The 17,465-nt window shown below is 70.4% G+C and carries 16 protein-coding genes, 1 pseudogene and 1 riboswitch; of the genes and pseudogenes, 3 read left to right on the top strand and 14 right to left on the bottom strand.

The features are described from left to right. Positions 1-197 precede the first annotated feature (197 nt). The 5 genes and pseudogenes from QQM39_RS38110 to QQM39_RS38090 form a co-directional block, all read right to left on the bottom strand. The gene (locus tag QQM39_RS38110) at positions 198-857 is read right to left on the bottom strand and encodes a TetR/AcrR family transcriptional regulator (RefSeq protein ID WP_302002182.1); all 660 of its coding nucleotides are present in this window, start codon (positions 855-857) and stop codon (positions 198-200) included. 148 nt (positions 858-1,005) lie between these two features. Continuing rightward, the gene (locus QQM39_RS38105; RefSeq protein WP_302002181.1) at positions 1,006-1,146 is read right to left on the bottom strand and encodes an SCO1431 family membrane protein; all 141 of its coding nucleotides are present in this window, start codon (positions 1,144-1,146) and stop codon (positions 1,006-1,008) included. A 93-nt stretch (positions 1,147-1,239) separates the two neighbouring features. Beyond that, a complete protein-coding gene (locus QQM39_RS38100) occupies positions 1,240-2,610 on the bottom strand; it encodes a peptidase C39 family protein (protein ID WP_302002180.1) in 1,371 nt (456 codons plus the stop codon). Positions 2,611-2,815: 205 nt separating this feature from the next. Beyond that, positions 2,816-4,357 (bottom strand): amino acid permease, encoded by a 1,542-nt coding sequence (locus QQM39_RS38095; RefSeq protein ID WP_302002179.1) that lies wholly within the window; start codon positions 4,355-4,357, stop codon positions 2,816-2,818. 37 nt (positions 4,358-4,394) lie between these two features. Then, a pseudogene (locus QQM39_RS38090) lies at positions 4,395-5,349 on the bottom strand (hypothetical protein). A gap of 242 nt (positions 5,350-5,591) precedes the next feature. On the opposite strand from QQM39_RS38090, the gene QQM39_RS38085 reads away from it, so the two are divergent. Next, the gene (locus QQM39_RS38085) at positions 5,592-6,212 is read left to right on the top strand and encodes a uridine kinase (RefSeq protein WP_302003873.1); all 621 of its coding nucleotides are present in this window, start codon (positions 5,592-5,594) and stop codon (positions 6,210-6,212) included. A gap of 431 nt (positions 6,213-6,643) precedes the next feature. Next, positions 6,644-8,509, top strand: a complete 1,866-nt coding sequence (locus QQM39_RS38080) for an AAA family ATPase (RefSeq protein WP_302002178.1) — start codon at positions 6,644-6,646, stop codon at positions 8,507-8,509. A 117-nt stretch (positions 8,510-8,626) separates the two neighbouring features. Here QQM39_RS38080 and QQM39_RS38075 read toward each other — a convergent pair whose 3' ends face one another. The 9 genes from QQM39_RS38075 to QQM39_RS38035 form a co-directional block, all read right to left on the bottom strand. Continuing rightward, positions 8,627-9,715 (bottom strand): hemolysin family protein, encoded by a 1,089-nt coding sequence (locus QQM39_RS38075; RefSeq protein WP_302002177.1) that lies wholly within the window; start codon positions 9,713-9,715, stop codon positions 8,627-8,629. Next, positions 9,712-11,037: a hemolysin family protein gene (locus tag QQM39_RS38070; RefSeq protein ID WP_302002176.1), complete on the bottom strand. Its 1,326-nt coding sequence runs from the start codon at positions 11,035-11,037 to the stop codon at positions 9,712-9,714. The genes QQM39_RS38075 and QQM39_RS38070 overlap by 4 nt, the downstream gene beginning before the upstream one ends. A 223-nt stretch (positions 11,038-11,260) precedes the next feature. Next, a complete protein-coding gene (locus QQM39_RS38065) occupies positions 11,261-11,719 on the bottom strand; it encodes a PH domain-containing protein (protein WP_302002175.1) in 459 nt (152 codons plus the stop codon). Positions 11,720-11,738: 19 nt separating this feature from the next. Continuing rightward, positions 11,739-12,587, bottom strand: a complete 849-nt coding sequence (gene hisG / locus QQM39_RS38060; protein WP_302002174.1) for an ATP phosphoribosyltransferase — start codon at positions 12,585-12,587, stop codon at positions 11,739-11,741. Positions 12,588-12,637: 50 nt separating this feature from the next. After that, on the bottom strand, positions 12,638-12,910 hold the full coding sequence (locus tag QQM39_RS38055) for a phosphoribosyl-ATP diphosphatase (protein WP_023552153.1): 273 nt from the start codon (positions 12,908-12,910) through the stop codon (positions 12,638-12,640). 34 nt (positions 12,911-12,944) lie between these two features. Further along, positions 12,945-13,433, bottom strand: coding sequence for a 6,7-dimethyl-8-ribityllumazine synthase (gene ribH / locus QQM39_RS38050; RefSeq protein ID WP_302002173.1), 489 nt, complete (start codon positions 13,431-13,433; stop codon positions 12,945-12,947). Between the two features lie 22 nt (positions 13,434-13,455). Continuing rightward, on the bottom strand, positions 13,456-14,745 hold the full coding sequence (locus QQM39_RS38045; RefSeq protein WP_302002172.1) for a bifunctional 3,4-dihydroxy-2-butanone-4-phosphate synthase/GTP cyclohydrolase II: 1,290 nt from the start codon (positions 14,743-14,745) through the stop codon (positions 13,456-13,458). After that, positions 14,742-15,383, bottom strand: coding sequence for a nicotinamide mononucleotide transporter family protein (locus tag QQM39_RS38040; RefSeq protein ID WP_302002171.1), 642 nt, complete (start codon positions 15,381-15,383; stop codon positions 14,742-14,744). The genes QQM39_RS38045 and QQM39_RS38040 overlap by 4 nt, the downstream gene beginning before the upstream one ends. Next, on the bottom strand, positions 15,380-15,997 hold the full coding sequence (locus tag QQM39_RS38035; RefSeq protein WP_302002170.1) for a riboflavin synthase: 618 nt from the start codon (positions 15,995-15,997) through the stop codon (positions 15,380-15,382). Before QQM39_RS38035 ends, QQM39_RS38040 begins: the two co-directional genes overlap by 4 nt. A gap of 146 nt (positions 15,998-16,143) precedes the next feature. Further along, positions 16,144-16,274, bottom strand: a riboswitch (FMN riboswitch). 302 nt (positions 16,275-16,576) lie between these two features. On the opposite strand from QQM39_RS38035, the gene QQM39_RS38030 reads away from it, so the two are divergent. Then, positions 16,577-17,464, top strand: a complete 888-nt coding sequence (locus QQM39_RS38030; RefSeq protein WP_302002169.1) for an RNA polymerase sigma-70 factor — start codon at positions 16,577-16,579, stop codon at positions 17,462-17,464. Position 17,465: the final 1 nt, after the last annotated feature.

The raw sequence follows: 17,465 nt of genomic DNA, 5'->3' as shown, positions 1-17,465 counted from the left end.
GCTCCGCCTCCGGGTCGCGGAAGCTGCTGACCAGCGGCTCTGCGGTGAGTATGCCCGATCGGGGACATCGAGTCACTAGTTAACGACCGCTTACTCCAGGAAACTTTACACCCTTCCGAATTGGTCTGAACCACCGACAGGCGGTCCAGTCGAAACCCCCCGGGGCGGGGCACCACGAGCCTCCGCCCCTCGCCGCGTCAGCCCTCCCGGCGCGCGGGCCGCGGGGCCGGGTAGGAGGGGTCCATCTCCTCGATGGCGCGCATGGCGCCGCCCAGCGTCTTCACCAGCAGCTCGCGCATGGTGTCGCGGTTCAACTCGGGGCGGTCTATCCAGTCCAGGGTGGCACCCTCGACGCTGCACACCCAGGCGAGCAGGCCCATGCGGGCGAGCGGGGCGATGTCGGTGCGGCCGTACGCCCCCTCGGCGAGGGTCGCCACGATCGCCTCACGCACACCGTCCCGGATGGCGTGCACCTCGGTGTCGAAGCCGACGCCGCCGCTGACGATGGTGCGGTAGGCGGACTGGTTGTGCTCGGCGTAGCGCAGGTAGCTGTCGATGGTGCGGTGGACCCGGTCCACCGGCTGGAGTTCGAGCCCGCTCGCGGCGAAGGTGACCAGATCGGCGACGGAGTCCTGGATGATCGCCAGGTAGTACCCGCGCTTGGACTGGAAGTAGTAGTAGATGAGCCCCTTGGCGACACGGGCCTGCCGCGCGATGTCGTCCATGGAGAGCGCGTCGTACGACGTGTCGGCGAACAACTTCCGCCCGATGGCGATGAGTTCGGCACGGCGCGCCACCGAGCGCTCGGTGCCGCGGGCCCGGGGACGGGCCGCGTCACGCTGTTGACTAATATTCAATTTAGACCCTGGATTTCCGACGGGCGGCGGGACATCGGCAGTATGGCAGACGTACACCAGCTGGCCGTTCGAGTCTGATCGACTTTGGTGGAGCCGCTCCACACCGGGGTCGATATATGTCCGATCAAAGCGCCCGGTGTGCGTCAGGTCACAGCAGCCCGAGCTGGGTGACCAGCATCGCGACGACCACCACGAGGATCCAGCCCATGACGTGCTCGACGACCTTCGGGCCGTCTCCCTGGGGGCCGCCGGTGCGGACGCGGGGGGCGGTGGCTGAGTGCGCGGTCATATGCCCACCTTGCCATCGGGAACGGCTTTTGCGGCAGAGAGGTTGCTCACAGCACAAAGGCCCCGGTATCCCGGGGCCCGTGCGGGCGGCCGCTCAGCGCACGCCCACCGCGGCGAGCGCGGCGCGCTGGCGCGGCGTCGGAGTCGCCGGGAAGTAGAGGTAACAGACGCCACCCGTGCCGGAGACCACCTTGCCGCTGGCGTCGTACCGCTTGGTCCGCAGCCAGATGTTCTCCCATTCGCGCCGCTTGTAGACGCGCCGCACCGCCTCGTTGCTCGGTGAGTTCGGGTCGTTGGCGATCACGTCGCCCTCGGCGGTGAAGCCGATGACGGTCATCAGATGCCCGGCGGTGCCGTACCCCGCCCCGGTCAGCTCCCCCGCCAGGAAGGACTGGGACGTTATGGCCGGGATGCCGGCCGCGATCAGCGTCGCCAGGTCGGTGAGCGAGCCGAGCCGAGTGACCACGCCCTGGAGGCCCTTGAAGGTGGCCGCGTAGGCGGCGTTGAACGGCCAGTTTCCGCAGCCGTCGTACTGGTGGTCAAAGGTGTACCGGGCCGCGTGGCAGACCTGCGGGTCGGCGTACGCCGGGTCGACCCAGGCCAGCTGCTCCGGGGTGAGGCGCCCGCCCCAGTACTCGATGATCATCTGCGAGGAGGTGGGGCTGCACCAGGCCTCGCCACCGTTGTCGTACTCCGGGTACTGGCCCACGTGGGTCTCCTGCGAGTAGCGCGGGACGATCAGCTCGTGGGCGAGGCCGGGGGCGGAGGCCGGGACGGTGAAGCGGTCGGGGACGTCGGAGCCCATCGCGCCGACCCGCCAGACGGTGGGGGTGAGCTTCGTGCCGGGCTTGCGGTAGAGGGTCAGCCGCAGCCGGTACGAGGTGAGGCGCAGCCCGGTGGCCGGGTCGTCGATGGCGAGCGTGTCCGTCCAGACGCTGCTCCTGCCGTCGCCCTGGTCGTCGACCGAGGTCCGCCGGATGTCCTGGTCACCGGCGGCCCAGCGGCCCAGCACGTACCAGGGGGTGGCCGCGCCGTCGGAGTACGTCCCCCGGAGTTCGATCTGGAGCCAGGTGCCCGCCGGGGTGTGCGCGTTCCAGGAGGCGATCGCCTCGGTCGAGGGGACGGAGAGCCGGTGGACGGGGGAGGTCCAGGTCGCGTACTCCCAGCGGGCGCTCCTGCCGGTGTGCGGGTCCGTGTAGTCGGTGGTGCCGACGGGGGTGGCGATCACGATGCCGGGGCGGGCGCCCGCGACGGCGCGCGTGCCCGCGGCGCCGCCGCCGCGCCAGTCGGTGTACGTCGTCCAGGCGCGGTAGTCGACGGTGCGGGCCGGGGCCTGCGCCGGTTCCGCGCCATCGGCGGTGGTGTCGGCGGCGGCCGCCGGACCTGAACTGCCACCGCCGGCGACGGCTGCGGCGACCGCGGCGGCCAGGACGGTTCTGCGGGACGGCTGTTCGGCTCTGCTCATGGGCGGAAGACCCCCAGGTGTCCGAGTCGGGCGGGTCCAGTGCACGGCTGTCCGCCAACTATGGCCGCAGGCGGCAGCGTCCACCAGCACTTCGGTTCCTGGCGCGTCTACGAATATTGGTGTCGACCGCTGGCAGGCCCCGGGGCGTACGCCGCCGTGGCGACGTACGCCGAGACCGTGACCTGCCTCTATCGGTGACGGGTTGTCAGACGAGGTCCATGGCCGCGACCTCGTCGGGGCGTCCGTAACTGACCGGGCCGTGGAAGCGGCGGCGAGCGGCGGCGAACCACCACACCGTGGCCACGGCCAGGACCACGCCCAGCGCGATCGGCGCGTAGTTGAAGGAGTGGGCGGTCACCGGCGAGGCCTGCGGCAGCATGAACAGGACGCTGCTGAACAGGATCCAGGTCACCGCGACGACCCCGACCGGCCGTCCCCACCGGCCCAGGTGCCAGGGCCCTGGCTGGAACTCGTCGCCCAGTCGCAGCCGGAGCAGGATCGGCACGGCGTACGCGAGGAAGAGTCCGACGACGTTGACGCTGACGATGGCGGTGAACGCCGTGTGCGACCACCAGCCGGGCAGCACGAGCGCCAGCGAGCAGGCCACCGCCAGCCACACCGCCTTGACGGGCGTGCGGGTGCGCGGCGAGACCGAGTGCCACCAGCGGGAGCCGGGCATCGCGCCGTCCCGGGAGAAGGCGAAGATCTGCCGGGTGTTGCTGGTGAGGTTGGCGAGCCCGCAGAAGAGCATGGCGCCGATGACGATCAGCAGCACCACCTTGGCGGTCCCCAGGCCGAGCCCGTCGATCAGGATCTGCACGGGAGGCGCGTCGGCGCTCGCCACACGGTCGTAGTCACGAATGCTGTAGACCAATGCGAGCATCAGCAGCAGTCCCGCGATCGCCGAGTATCCGATCGCCCGCGTGATCCCCTTCGGCGCGTTGACCGTCGCCCGGACCGTTTCCTCGGACATGTGGAAGCTGCCGTCGAAGCCGGTGAAGGTCCAGCTGGTGACCAGCAGACCGAGCATCCCGCCGTAAAGCGCGCTCGTGAAACCGGTGTTGTTCGCGAAATGCGTGACGAACGAGGCCGACTGATGATGTTCGGGCATGACGATCAGGGCGCTCACGATAACCACGAGTCCGCTCAGCAGCCACCACACGGAGATCCGGTTCAGTACGGCCACCAGGTGCACGGTGTAGGTGTTGGCGAGCCCCTGGAGCACGATGATCAGGGCCGTGATCAGCACCGTCCGGTGCGGCGTCGGCTCGTACGAGGGCCACTGCAGGGCGATGAAGGCCTGGAGGAAGGTGGCGGCGGCGTACCCGGTGGCGGCCGTGCCGCCGACCTGGCCCACGAAGTTCAGCCAGCCCGTGTACCAGGACCACGCGCCCTTGTGCCGTTTGGCGAGCTTTCCGGCGGAGAAATACAGCGCGCCGCTCGTCGGATAGGCCGAGGCGACTTCCGCCATCGCTGCTCCCACGAAGAGCACCATGACGGAGACGCCGATCCAGCCGAAGACGAGAACGCTCGGGCCGCCCGCGTTCAGACCGAATCCGAAGCCCGAGAAGATACCCGAGATGATGTTGATGATGGTGAATGAGATGGCGAAATTGTCGAATGCCTGAAAGCGCCGCGTGAGTTTTCTCGGATAACCCATCGCATGCAGGGTCGCATCGTCGTCGAGCGCGATCGGAACCGCTCCCCCGCGCGCTTTGGCACGCGGAGGCGATATCCGTTCTGACACGGGTCGGACCTTTCTCTCGGTGGGGGGTTGCGGTACGTCAGGCGCCCGGCACGGGCAGTCCGCAGGCGCGGCGCGCCCGGGAGAGCTGCTCGGCCGGGTCGCCGAAGACGGACCAGGGCATCCGGGAGGCGTACGGCCCCATCGCCGCGAAGACGGCGCGTGCCTCCTCCTCGCGCCGGGCCATGACCAGGGCGTGTGCGAGGTAGGCCAGGTCGAGGACCGGGGTGAAGCGGTATTCGGCCACCGTGGGCAGCCAGTCCCGCTGGATCGCCAGGGCTGTGGAGCGCCACTGCGGCTGCTCCCAGACGCGGTCGGCGAGCAGTTGGGTTCGGGTCGTAGCTCGCCACCAGGGCGACCAGCGGGAGCAGGCGCAGCGGCGAGTCGTCGGGCGCCCGCTGACCGAGGAAGGCGGCGACGTCCCAGGCGGCGGTCACGGAGCCGCCGTGCCGGGCGAAGAAGCAGGCCAGGAAGCGGTGGTGGGCCTCGCGGTGCCAGGGGTCGAGGGAAAGGACGTGCGCGAACAGCCGCCATGGCCCGGGCGGCGCGGTGAGCAGACCGCGCGGCGCCTGGTCGCGCAGCCGGTGCATCCGGGCCATCGCCAGCTTGGCCACCCAGGGCGTGGGGTCGGCGGGGTCCGCCGCCGCGGCCCGCTCGCACGCGGCCAGCGCTATCCGCTCCAGCGCCTCGGCCCGGCTGTCACGCGCGTCGGCCGCGCGCAGCGCCCGCAGCACGGCCACCCGTGCCCACAGCAGCGCCGCCTCGGGGCCGGGCTCCTCGGCCAGCCAGCGCTCGACGAGGTCGGAGTCGGCGGCCTCGGAGGCGAGGACGAGAGAGCGGTGGGCGCGCAGGGCGAAGTCGCCGTGGGTTTCGGCCAGCGCGTCGCGGGCGCTCAGATAACGGCCGGCGCGGACATCGACGCACACGCTCGCGAGCAAGCGGTCGTCGGCCGCCGGATGCCACACATACTGCCCTTCGAATAACCCCGCGGCCATCTGTCCCAGCCCATCCCCCGTTACGGCGCCTCACAGTCGCGCACCAGGCACCTTACTCAGCAGGGGACTCAACCGGAACGCACATTTCGCCGTGACGGCCGGAGTTTTTCGGTGGCATTGCGGACCTTCGACAGCTAGTTCAAAGCGACACCTTTTCTCATCGCGCCCCGCCACCCGCTTTCACCCACTACTAGAATGTTCCAACGAAATATGCCCACCCTCTGCCACCCTCGGGAAAAACGATTCAAGACCTCGCCACGCGGCTCCACCGCCTCCCCCCGTCCTGCGGCCCGGTCCGCCTCGTCGGCGTGGACGGGCACGCCGGCTCCGGAAAGTCCACGTTCGCCGGGCAGTTGGCCCGCGCGCTCGGCGACGCCCCGGTGCTGCACCTCGACGACATCGCCAGCCACGACGAGCTGTTCGAGTGGACCGAGCGCCTGCTGACCCAGGTGATCGAACCGCTCGCCCACGGCGAGACCGCCCACTACGCCCCCTACGACTGGCGGGCCCGCCAGTTCGGAGCGCCCGTCGCCCTGCCGCCCGCCCCGGTGATCGTCATCGAGGGCGTCGGCGCCGGCCGCCGCGCACTACGTCCGTATCTCGCCCGGCTGCTGTGGATGGAACTGGCGCACGAGGAGTCGTGGACGCGGGGACGGTCGCGGGACGGGGAGGAGCAGCGGGAGTTCTGGGACCGGTGGGTCAAGGCGGAGCGCAGTCACTTCGCCGATGACTCGTCCCGGCCGTTCGCCGACCTTCTGGTTCGGCAGTGCGGCAAGGGATATGAGGTGGTTCCTGGGCCTGCCGGGACCGTTGGACCGGACCAGTTCATCACGCACGGTGACGGGCCATCGGCAATGTGCTGAACTTGTGAAGGGTCTTGCGGGAGAACTTCTCGGAGTGCTTCAACTCGGCTTGACCGGGGGCCCGTACAGGACTTACGTTCTGAATGTGCGGCCATTCGAAGCCGCCCACACACGCGAAGCCCCCGGTTGTTCCCCCGTGATCGGGGGCTTCGTTCTGTCCTCACCCCCTTGTCGCGGGCGCCGAGAGGCGCGATTCGCTCACCCTCGGTCACCGAGCGCGGTGGGCCCGATCTGCTCCCACCTCGCCAAACGGCCCGTGCGGCACCCTGGGGCGGGCCACACCCTCGCAGGTACGATGCCCTCGGTGCGCCCTACGGACGGCTGCTCTGCGCACCGTTGCAACTCCGGTCCGCGGTACGGCGGTTCGATCAAGGCGGTCGACGCGCGAGCTGTCGGCCAACCGACGGGGGCACGGTTTGTGGGGGGACGTGATGGACTTCGGCACGCAGGGCCCCGAGGCCCCGGCCGACCTCGCTTGGCTGCGAGGTGTGGATGCCTACACGATGGGGGCGTATCCGCAGGCGGAGGAGGAGTTCCGTACCGCGGTGCGGATCGATCCCGGGATGGCCGACGGCTGGCTGGGGCTGCACGCGCTGCGCGTCGACACGACGACCGCGCTGCTGCGGATGTTCCGGCACCGGGAGCGCTTCGGGGAACAGCGCGCCCGGCATCGGCGGACGCTCAACTCCTGGTACTGGCTGGGCTGGTGGGTGCAGCCGGTCCTGGAGAGTCCGCGCGACCTGCTGCTGGCCCACGCCTCGCACTGGCTGGACGGCCGGCACGTCCCGGAGCTGGACCGCGCGCTGGCCGGGCTGCCGCCCGTGGACACCGACCACCAGGTCCGCTTCCTGCACGCGTGTCGCGCCTACCTGGTCAAGGACTGGGAGCAGCTCGTCCGGCACACCGACCCGCTGCTCGACGACCCGATGCTCGGCATCGAGGCCGGCCTGTTCGGCGGTATGGCGCGGGTACGGCTGGAGACGTACGGACAGGCCGAGCCGCTGTTGTCGGCCGCGCTGATGCGCTGCCGCAGCGAGCAGCCGCAGCGCAAGGAGCTGCGGTACTGGCTGGCCCGGGCGCATGAGGGCACGGGCCGGTCCGCGGCCGCCCTCCCGCTCTACCGTGCCGTGCACCGCGTCGACCCCGCCTTCATGGACACCTCGGCCCGGCTCGCGGCGATCGCCGAGGGCGACGGCTACGACGAGACCGCCGACCTCGCGGCGATCACGCTCACCGGGGTCGGACAGGACGTGGCCGACGGTCCCGACGGGCTCGATCCGCTCTTCGGCATCGAGGGACGGGACCTGAGGCTGCCGGACCCGGACCTGCCGCCGGCCGTTCCGCTGCCGTCGGTGGCCGATCCGGCGGTGCGCGAGAAGACGGCCGTACCGGGGCAGCCGATCCCCGCCGGGCCCACCGACCCCGGGTTACTCGAGGAGGCGCTCGCCGAGCTCGAGCGCATGGTGGGGCTGGAGCCCGTCAAGCGCCAGGTCAAGGCGCTGTCCGCCCAGTTGAACATGGCCCGGCTGCGCACCGGGCAGGGCCTGCCGGTGCAGCCGCCCAAACGGCACTTCGTCTTCTCCGGCCCCTCCGGCACCGGCAAGACCACGGTCGCCCGCATCCTGGGCCGTGTCTTCTACGCCCTCGGACTCCTCGGCGGCGACCATCTCGTGGAGGCCCAGCGAGCCGATCTGGTCGGCGAGTATCTGGGCCAGACGGCCGTGAAGGCCAACGAGCTCATCGACTCCGCGCTCGGCGGTGTCCTGTTCGTGGACGAGGCGTACTCCCTCTCCAACACCGGTTACGGCAAGGGCGACGCCTACGGCGACGAGGCCCTCCAGGTGCTGCTGAAGCGGGCGGAGGACAACCGGGACCACCTGGTGGTGATCCTGGCCGGCTATCCGGAGGGCATGGACCGTCTGCTGGCCGCCAATCCGGGACTGTCGTCGCGCTTCACGACCCGCGTCGACTTTCCCTCCTACCGCCCCCTCGAACTCACCTCGATCGGCGAGGTGCTCGCCGCGGAGAACGGGGACGTGTGGGACGAGGAGGCACTGGACGAGCTGCGGTCCATCGCCGGGCATGTGGTCGACCAGGGGTGGATCGACGAGTTGGGCAACGGGCGGTTCCTGCGGACGCTGTACGAGAAGAGCTGTGCGTACCGGGATCTGCGGTTGACGACCTATCCGGGGGCCTTGACGAGGGACGACCTGTCGACGCTTCGGTTGCCGGATCTGATGCAGGCGTATGGAGAGGTGCTGTCGGGGAGAGGGCCGCAGGATCCGTCGGCCATGTGAGACCGACGCAGCCTGCGGGCAGTCGTGCCGCTTGGGGCGGCACGGGTGGGCGCAGGCCGCACCCCGCCGGCGCGGGCGGACGACCCAACCCCCGCCCGCACCAGCACCGGGCACTCGCTATCCCGCCAGGGCCTCCTCAGGCTCCCCGCTGTTCACCCGCGGCCCCGTGACCCGTACCTCCGGCAGCTCCCGGTGCGCCGGGTCGCGTACCTCGCCGACCAGCAGCTCCAGTACGTCCTCCAGCGCGACGAGGCCGAGGACCTTGCCGGAGGCGTCGGCCACCTGGGCGAGGTGGGTCGCGGCGCGGCGCATCACCGTCAGGGCGTCGTCCAGCGGCAGTTCCGAGCGCAGCGTCGTCATCGGGTGCCACACCTGCTGCGGCACCGCGCGTTGCGACTCCTCCAGATCCAGTACGTCCTTCACATGCAGGTAGCCCATGAAGGCGCCGTTCTCCGCCGCCACCGGGAAACGGGAGTACCCGGTGCGGGCGGTGAGCGCGACGATCTGGCCGGGGGTGACCGACGGGCTGACCGTGACGAGGGACTCGCGCTTGAGGAGCACGTCCGTCACCGGGCGGGAGCCCAGTTCCAGCGCATCCTCCAAACGTTCCTGCTCCTCGGGGTCGAGCAGGCCGGCCTGACCGGAGTCCTCGACGAGGCGGTTGAGCTGCTCGCTGGTGAACACCGCCTCGACCTCGTCCTTCGGCTCGACGCGGAAGAGCCGCAGGATGGCCTGGGCGACCGCGCCGAGGGCCACGGTGATCGGCCGGCAGAAGCGGGCGAACCAGACCAGGCCGGGGCTGAGCCACAGCGCGACCTTCTCCGGCGCCGCCATCGCCAGGTTCTTCGGCAGCATCTCGCCGATGACCAGGTGGAAGAAGACCACCGCGGCGAGCGCGATGACATAGGTGAGCGGGTGGATCATGCCGTGCGGCAGGTGGATCCATTCGAACACCGGCTCCAGCAGGTGCGCCACCGTCGGTTCGGCGACCGCGCCGAGCGTCAGCGAGCAGACGGTGATGCCGAACTGGGCCGCCGCCATCATCTGCGGCAGCCGCTCCAGGCCGTACAGGACCTGACGGGCCCGTGCGGTGCCCAGCGGTTCGATCTGGCTGCGCCGGACGGAGACCAGCGCGAACTCGGCGCCGACGAAGAAGCCGTTGGCGAGCACGAGCAGCGCGGCGAAGAGGAGTTGGAGCACGCTCATCGGGCGACCTCCACGACGGACCCCGTCCGGACCAGCCGGACGCGCTCGGCGCGGTAGTGGCCGACCCGGCGCACCGACAGCCGCCAGCCGGGCAGTTCCGCCTTGTCCCCGACGGCCGGGATGCGCCCGAGCAGGTCGGCGACGAGTCCGGCGACGGTCTCGTACGGCCCTTCGGGCACATCGAGTCCTATGCGCTGGAGGATGTCGACGCGGCAGCTGCCGTCGGCGTCCCAGGCGGGGCGGCCGTCCTCCGGCGGAGCGGCGGCGAGTTCGGGCAGGTCCTGGCCGTCGTGTTCGTCGCGGACCTCGCCGACGATCTCCTCGACGATGTCCTCCAGCGTGACCACCCCGGCCGTACCGCCGTACTCGTCGACGACGACGGCGATGGGCTGCTCGCTGCGCAGCTGGGCGAGGAGGGGCTGGACCGGCAGGGTCTCGGGGACGAGCAGCGCCGGGCGGGCGATGCGCCCGACCGGGGTGCGCAGACGATCACTCGAACGGATCGCCAGCGCGTCCTTCAGATGGACCATGCCGACGATCTCGTCGATCCTCTCCCGGTAGACCGGGAAGCGGGACAGGCCCGTGGCGCGGGTCAGGTTGACGACGTCCTCGGCGGTGGCCGACGACTGGAGCGCGCTGACCTTCACGCGCGGCGTCATCACGTGCTGCGCGGTCAGCTCGCCGAGTGAAAGCGTCCGTACGAACAGATCCGCCGTGTCCTGCTCCAGGGCGCCGGCCTGGGCGGAGTGCCGGGCCAGGGAGACGAGTTCGCCGGGGGTACGGGCGGAGGCCAGCTCCTCGGCGGGCTCGATGCCCATGGCGCGGACGAGGCGGTTGGCGACGGAGTTCAGCGCGGCGATCACCGGCCGGAACAGACGTGCGAAGACGTGCTGCGGGCCGGCGACGAAGCGCGCGACCTGCATCGGCCGGGACACCGCCCAGTTCTTGGGCACGAGCTCGCCGATCACCATCTGCACGGCCGAGGCCAGCAGCATGCCGACGACCACGGCGACGCCGGGCACCGCGCCCTCGGGGACGCCGATCGCGGTGAAGGGGACGCCCAGCAGCTCCGCGAGCGCCGGTTCGGCGAGCATGCCGACGACGAGGGAGGTGATGGTGATGCCGAGCTGGGTGCCGGAGAGCTGGAAGGACAGCTCCTTCAGCGACTCGGCGACCCTGCGGGCCCGTCGGTCGCCCTCGGCGGCGGCCTTCTCGGCGTCCGTGGCCTCGACGGTGACCAGGCCGAACTCGGCGGCCACGAAGAAGCCGTTGGCGAGGATCAGGAGGAACGCGGCTGCCAGAAGCAGCAAGGGGGTGCTCATGATGCCGCCGCCCCGGTATGTCGGGAGGGGGCGGCGCAGGTACTACAGGACGATCCGTCCATCGCTGGAGGGAATCACTCCTCGGGTAGTCGGGGGCCTCTGAAGACCGGATGGAACATCAGGGGCGGAGGCGCCAGAAAACGCCTCCGCCAACAGATTAATCAAGACATGGGGATTTACGGCAGGGTGAACGTCCCTGAGTCAGCCCCGATGGCCCTCGGACTCAGCCCTGATGCTCCTCGGGGTCCCTGACGGCGCGGGCCTCGACGAGCGCCCGCAGAGCGCGGGCGTCGGCGATAGCACGCTGCTTGGCGATGCCCGGCTGGATGCCGAGCGCGGGCAGGCTGGTGCCGTCGCTGAGGTTGAGGAACACCCAGGGATCACCCGGGCGGAGGTTCACCTGGACGATCTCGGCCCACTCCAGACGGCGCCTGCCGGCGATGTTCACCACGGTGACGCCGGACTCGTCGGCGACGACCTTGACGCGCGCCAGCATGGCCAGCACGCCGAACATGAGCGCGCCGGTGAGGATGAAGCTGAGGCGTTCGCCCGGGCCGAGCTTCTCCAGCAGCAGCGCGACCGTCGTGATGACGACGAAGATCGCGACGCCGGCCGTGAGCAGGACGACCCGGGTGCGGCCCGGCCGGAAGGTGACGGGCAGGGTGGGCAGTTCGGAGGACATCGGTGTACGGCCCCTCGACTCAGAGGCGGCAGGCGTGGATGGCCGTCGTCAGGATGGCCCGGGCGCCGATGTCGTACAGGTCGTCCATGATGCGCTGGGCCTCCTTGGCCGGAACCATGGCCCGGACGGCGACCCAGCCCTCGTTGTGCAGCGGGGAGACGGTCGGGGACTCCAGGCCCGGGGTGAGGGCGACGGCCTTCTCGAGCTGCTCGACGCGGCAGTCGTAGTCCATCATCACGTACGTCCGTGCGACCAGGACGCCCTGCAGGCGGCGCAGGAACTGCTGCACCTTGGGCTCCTCGCCGTCCGCGCCGGTGCGGCGGATGACGACGGCCTCGGACTTCATGATCGGGTCGCCGAAGACCTCCAGGCCGGCGTTGCGCAGGCTGGTGCCGGTCTCGACGACATCCGCGATGACCTCGGCGACGCCCAGCTCGATGGCGGTCTCGACGGCACCGTCGAGGTGGACGACGGAGGCGTCGATGCCGCTGTCGGCGAGGTGCTTGGCGACGATGCCCTCGTAGGAGGTGGCGACCGTCTTGCCCGTGAGGTCCTCGACGCCCCTCGCCGCGCCCGGCTTGGAGGCGAAGCGGAAGGTGGAGCGGGCGAAGCCCAGCGGCAGGATCTCCTCGGCGTTGGCGCCGGAGTCGATCAGCAGGTCACGGCCGGTGATGCCGATGTCGAGCTGCCCGGAGGAGACGTAGATCGCGATGTCGCGGGGGCGGAGGTAGAAGAACTCGACGTCGTTGACCGGGTCGACGATCCGCAGTTCCTTGGACTCGCGGCGCTGCTGGTAGCCGGCCTCATGCAGCATCTCCGCCGCAGGGCCGGACAGTGAACCCTTGTTGGGGACGGCGATGCGCAGCATGAGGTCGGCTTCCTTCGTTCGCTCTTATATGGGGGTGCGGGTGCTGGTACTCAGAGGTGGGCGTACACGTCGTCCAGGGAGATGCCGCGGGCGACCATCATCACCTGGACGTGGTACAGCAGCTGCGAGATCTCCTCGGCGGCCGCTTCCTTGCCCTCGTACTCGGCGGCCATCCAGACCTCGGCGGCCTCCTCGACGACCTTCTTGCCGATGGCATGGACGCCCTTGCCGACCAGTTCGGCGGTGCGGGAAGTGGCTGGGTCGCCGTGGGCGGCCTTCTGCTGGAGCTCGGTGAAGAGCTCCTCGAACGTCTTCTTGGACATGGTGACGCTCAGCCTATGCCACATATCGGTTTCGTCAGCGCCAGGGTTCAGATACTGAGCGGAGGGTGGCCGCGGTCGCCACGGCCGCCGTCACCGCCTCGTGTCCCTTGTCCTCGCTGGAGCCCTCGATGCCCGCCCGGTCCAGGGCCTGTTCCTCGGTGTCGCAGGTCAGCACGCCGAAGCCGACGGGGACGCCGGTCTCGACCGAGACCTGGGTCAGGCCCTGGGTCACGCCCTGGCACACGTACTCGAAGTGCGGGGTGCCGCCGCGGATGACGACGCCGAGGGCGACGATCGCGTCGTAGCCGCGGCCCGCGAGGACCTTGGCGACCACCGGGAGTTCCCAGCTGCCGGGGACCCGGAGCAGGGTCGGCTCGTCGATCCCCAGGTCGTGCAGGGCGCGCAGGGCGCCGTTGACCAGACCGTCCATCACCTTGTCGTGCCACTGCGCCGCGATGACCGCGACCCGAAGGTCGCCCACGTTGCGTACGGACAGTTCCGGTGCTGCGCCCTTGCCGCTCACGTTCTTGTGTCTCCTCGTTGTGCTACTGGTTGCTGCAGGTGGACACGGGGGCCGTGTCCAGCCAGGGCAGGTCGTGTCCCATCCGGTCCCGCTTGGTGCGCAGGTAGCGGAGGTTGTGCTCGCCCGCCTGTACAGGCATCGGCTCGCGGTCGGAGACCTTGATGCCGTGCCGGACGAGGGCGTCGCTCTTGTCGGGGTTGTTGGTCATCAGGCGGACGCTCGTGATTCCCAGATCCGTCAGGATCTGCGCGCCGGCGCCGTAGTCGCGGGCGTCGGCGGGCAGGCCGAGTTCGAGGTTGGCGTCGAGGGTGTCGCGGCCGTTCTCCTGGAGTTCGTACGCGCGCAGCTTGGAGAGCAGCCCGATGCCGCGTCCCTCGTGTCCGCGCAGGTAGACCACCACTCCCCTGCCCTCGGCCTGGATGCGCTGCAGGGAGGCGTCCAGCTGGGGGCCGCAGTCGCAGCGCAGGGAGCTGAACACGTCGCCGGTGAGGCACTCGGAGTGGACGCGGACCAGGACGTCCTCGCCGTCGCCGATCTCGCCGTGCACGAGGGCGACGTGCTCGACGCCGTCGACGGTGGAGCGGTAGCCGTACGCCGTGAAGGTGCCGTGGGCGGTGGGGAGCCGCGTCTCGGCCTCGCGGCGGACGGTGGGCTCGGCGGAGCGGCGGTAGGCGATGAGGTCCTCGATGGAGATGATCGTCAGGCCGTGCTTGCGGGCGAACGGGATCAGCTCGGGCAGCCGCAGCATCTCGCCGTCCTCGCCGGCGATCTCGACGATGGCGCCGGCCGGGCGCAGCCCCGCGAGGCGGGCGAGGTCGACGGCCGCCTCGGTGTGGCCGTTGCGCACGAGGACGCCGCCGGACCTGGCGCGCAGCGGGAAGATGTGGCCGGGGCGGACGAGGTCCGACGGCTCCGCCCTGCCGCTCGCGAGGAGCTGAAGGGTGGTCGCCCGGTCGGAGGCGGAGATGCCGGTGGTCACACCGTGCGCGGCGGAGGCGTCCACGGACACGGTGAACGCGGTCTTCATGGACTCGGTGTTGTCGTCGACCATCTGCTGCAGTCCCAGCCGGTCGAGCTCCTCGGGCTCCATGGGGGCGCAGATCAGGCCGCGGCACTCGCTCATCATGAACGCGACGATCTCGGGTGTCGCGTGTTCGGCGGCGATGACGAGGTCGCCCTCGTTCTCGCGGTCCTCGTCGTCGACGACCACGACGGGGCGGCCCGCGGCGATGTCGGCGATGGCCCGCTCGATCGGGTCGAGGCTGAGGTCCTCGAAACCGTCGGTGCTGTACAGGATCGGTGCCGTGGTCATGCCGGCGCTCCTTCCAGGACGGGCCGCGCGTCCTCGCGGGAGCGCAGCCACCAGTCGCGCATGCCCCACAGGACGAGTGCGCCGTAGATGACGTAGACGAAGCCGGAGAAGGCGTAGCCGTTGGCGAAGTTCAGGGGCACGCCGACCAGGTCGACGAGCAGCCAGGCGAACCAGAACTCGACCATGCCGCGCGCCTGGGCGTACATGGCGACGACGGTGCCGACGAAGATGTACGCGTCGGGCCAGGGGTCCCAGGACAGGCTCGGGTACGCCTTGAAGAGCAGCGCCACCACGACGGTGCCGGCGGCGGCCGCCGCGACCATCGCGCCGCGCTCGCGCCAGGTGGCGAACCGTACGGCGATGTGGCCGTCCTCCGTCTGCCCCTTGCCGCGCTGCCACTGCCACCAGCCGTACAGCGCGACGAGCATGACGACCGCCTGCTTGCCCGCGCTGCCGGTGAGGTGGCCGAAGAAGGCGCCGAAGAGGATCAGGCCGGCCAGGAACTGCACGGGCCAGGTCCATATGGAGCGCCGCCAGCCGAGGGCGAGGGCGGCCAGGCCGAAGAGGTTGCCGATCATGTCCGACCAGAGGATGTGCTGGCCGAACAGGGCGAAGGCCTCGGAGTTCAGCGAGTTCACTTGGCCGTCGCCCCTTCGGAGGAGAGCCGGTCGCCCAGCATCCGCTCGACGTACTTGGCGATGACGTCGACCTCGAGGTTGACCGGGTCGCCGGGCTGCTTCAGGCCGAGCGTGGTCAGGTCGAGGGTGGTCGGGATGAGGCTGACGGTGAAGTAGTCGGGCCCGGCGTCGACGACGGTGAGGCTGATGCCGTCGACGGTGATGGAGCCCTTCTCGACGACGTACCGGGACAGGTCCGCGGGGAGCGAGATCTTCACGATCTCCCAGTGCTCGGAGGGCTTGCGCTCCAGCACCTCGCCGGTGCCGTCGACGTGCCCCTGCACGATGTGCCCGCCGAGGCGCGCGCCGACGGCGGTGGGGCGCTCCAGGTTGACGCGGGAGCCGACGGTGAGGGCGCCCAGGCTGGAGCGGTCGAGCGTCTCCGCCATGACGTCGGCGGTGAACTCGTCGCCCTCGTGGTCGACGACCGTGAGGCAGACGCCGTTGACGGCGATGGAGTCTCCGTGCTTCGCGCCGTCGGTGACGACGGGACCGCACAGTCGGAAGCGACAGGCGTCGTCGAGGGTCTCGACGGCCGTGACCTGGCCCAGCTCTTCGACGATTCCGGTGAACACTTCCCGGGTCCTCCTGCCTCATTCGGGCACGGACTCCGGGGCTGTCGATGACGACAGAATGTACGAGCAGGGACACCGGGGGCGACGCCGAACAGGGCTCGCCACGGGGGCGAACCAATACGGCGGCGCGCACGAATGCCCGCCCGCCGCGCACTGCCTCCCATCCGGACTTTAACCGTCGGTCCAGGAATTTCACCTGGTCAACCGGCCGCTGGAGGCGACCGGGTCGCGGACTGTAACCGCCGGTTCGGACTTTCACCGACCCCGGAGTGCGCTGCTTCTGGTACAGGGCCAGTGTGCCACGCCTGATCGGTGTCCATGCGGGCGAATGCTGTGGGGTGCCTCACAGGCTGCATGGCTGGATTTCTTTGATCCGGGATTGGTCCATACCTATTGACTCACTGGTCTAGTCCTCTCTAGGGTCGGCGCAACTTCCGCGGACAGGAACGACGTTGGGGTTCGGGAGACCTCGGAGTCCGCAGAACGCCGCGCAGACGACCCGGCGGCGGTGACGACGGCCCTTGCCCGCCGCCGGGTCTCCCAAGTCCCGCTTCCGGCGGTTCTGGCAGGGTGAACGGCATGACGACCGCGACCGCCGACGAGTTCGAGACCCACCGGCCCCGGCTCTTCGGCCTGGCCTATCGGATGCTGGGCTCCGCCGAGGAGGCCGAGGACACCGTCCAGGACGCCTATCTGCGTTTCAGTGGCGCCGACCGTGCGCGGATCGAGCATCCCGCGGCCTGGCTCGCCAAGGTCGTCACCAACCTCTGTCTCACCCGGCTGACTTCGGCCAGGGCCCGGCGCGAGCAGTACGCCGGGCCGTGGCTGCCCGAGCCGGTGATCACCTCGGACGGCACACTCGGCCCCCTGGAGTCCGCCGAGCAGCGCGACGCCGTGTCCATGGCGATGCTGGTACTGCTGGAGCGGCTCACACCGACCGAGCGGGCCGTGTACGTCCTCCGGGAGGCGTTCGCGTACGGCCACCGGGAGATCGCCGAGGCGCTGGATCTGACGGAGGCCAACTGCCGTCAGCTCTACCGGCGCGCGGTCCAGCGGGTGGGTGAGGCGCGGTCGCGGTTCGAGCCGGCCCCGGAGCGACAGGAGGAGCTCGTCGCGTCCTTCGTGGCCGCGGCCCGGGACGGCGATCTGGCCCGGCTGGAGAAGCTGCTGGCGGCCGACGTGATCTGGTCGAGCGACGGTGGTGGCAAGGTCTCGTCGGCCCGGCGGCCGGTCGAGGGCCGGGAGAAGGTGTCCCGTTTCCTGGTGGGCCTGGTCGAGCGGTTCATGGAGGGCGTGCACTTCACGACGGCCGAGGTCAACGGCGAGCCGGCGGTGGCCGCCTGGGCGGGCGACACGCTCCTCGGCGTCGTCGCGCTGGAGCTGAGCGACGGTCTCGTCGTGCATGCCCGAGCCGTGGTGAACCCGGACAAGCTGGCGTTCGCGGGCCGTCAGCTGACCGGGGCGTAGA

This window comes from Streptomyces sp. DT2A-34 (genome assembly GCF_030499515.1).
Classification (GTDB): domain Bacteria; phylum Actinomycetota; class Actinomycetes; order Streptomycetales; family Streptomycetaceae; genus Streptomyces.
Note: the sequence above shows the minus strand (reverse complement) of the source record. Positions and strands in the feature narration are given on the sequence as shown.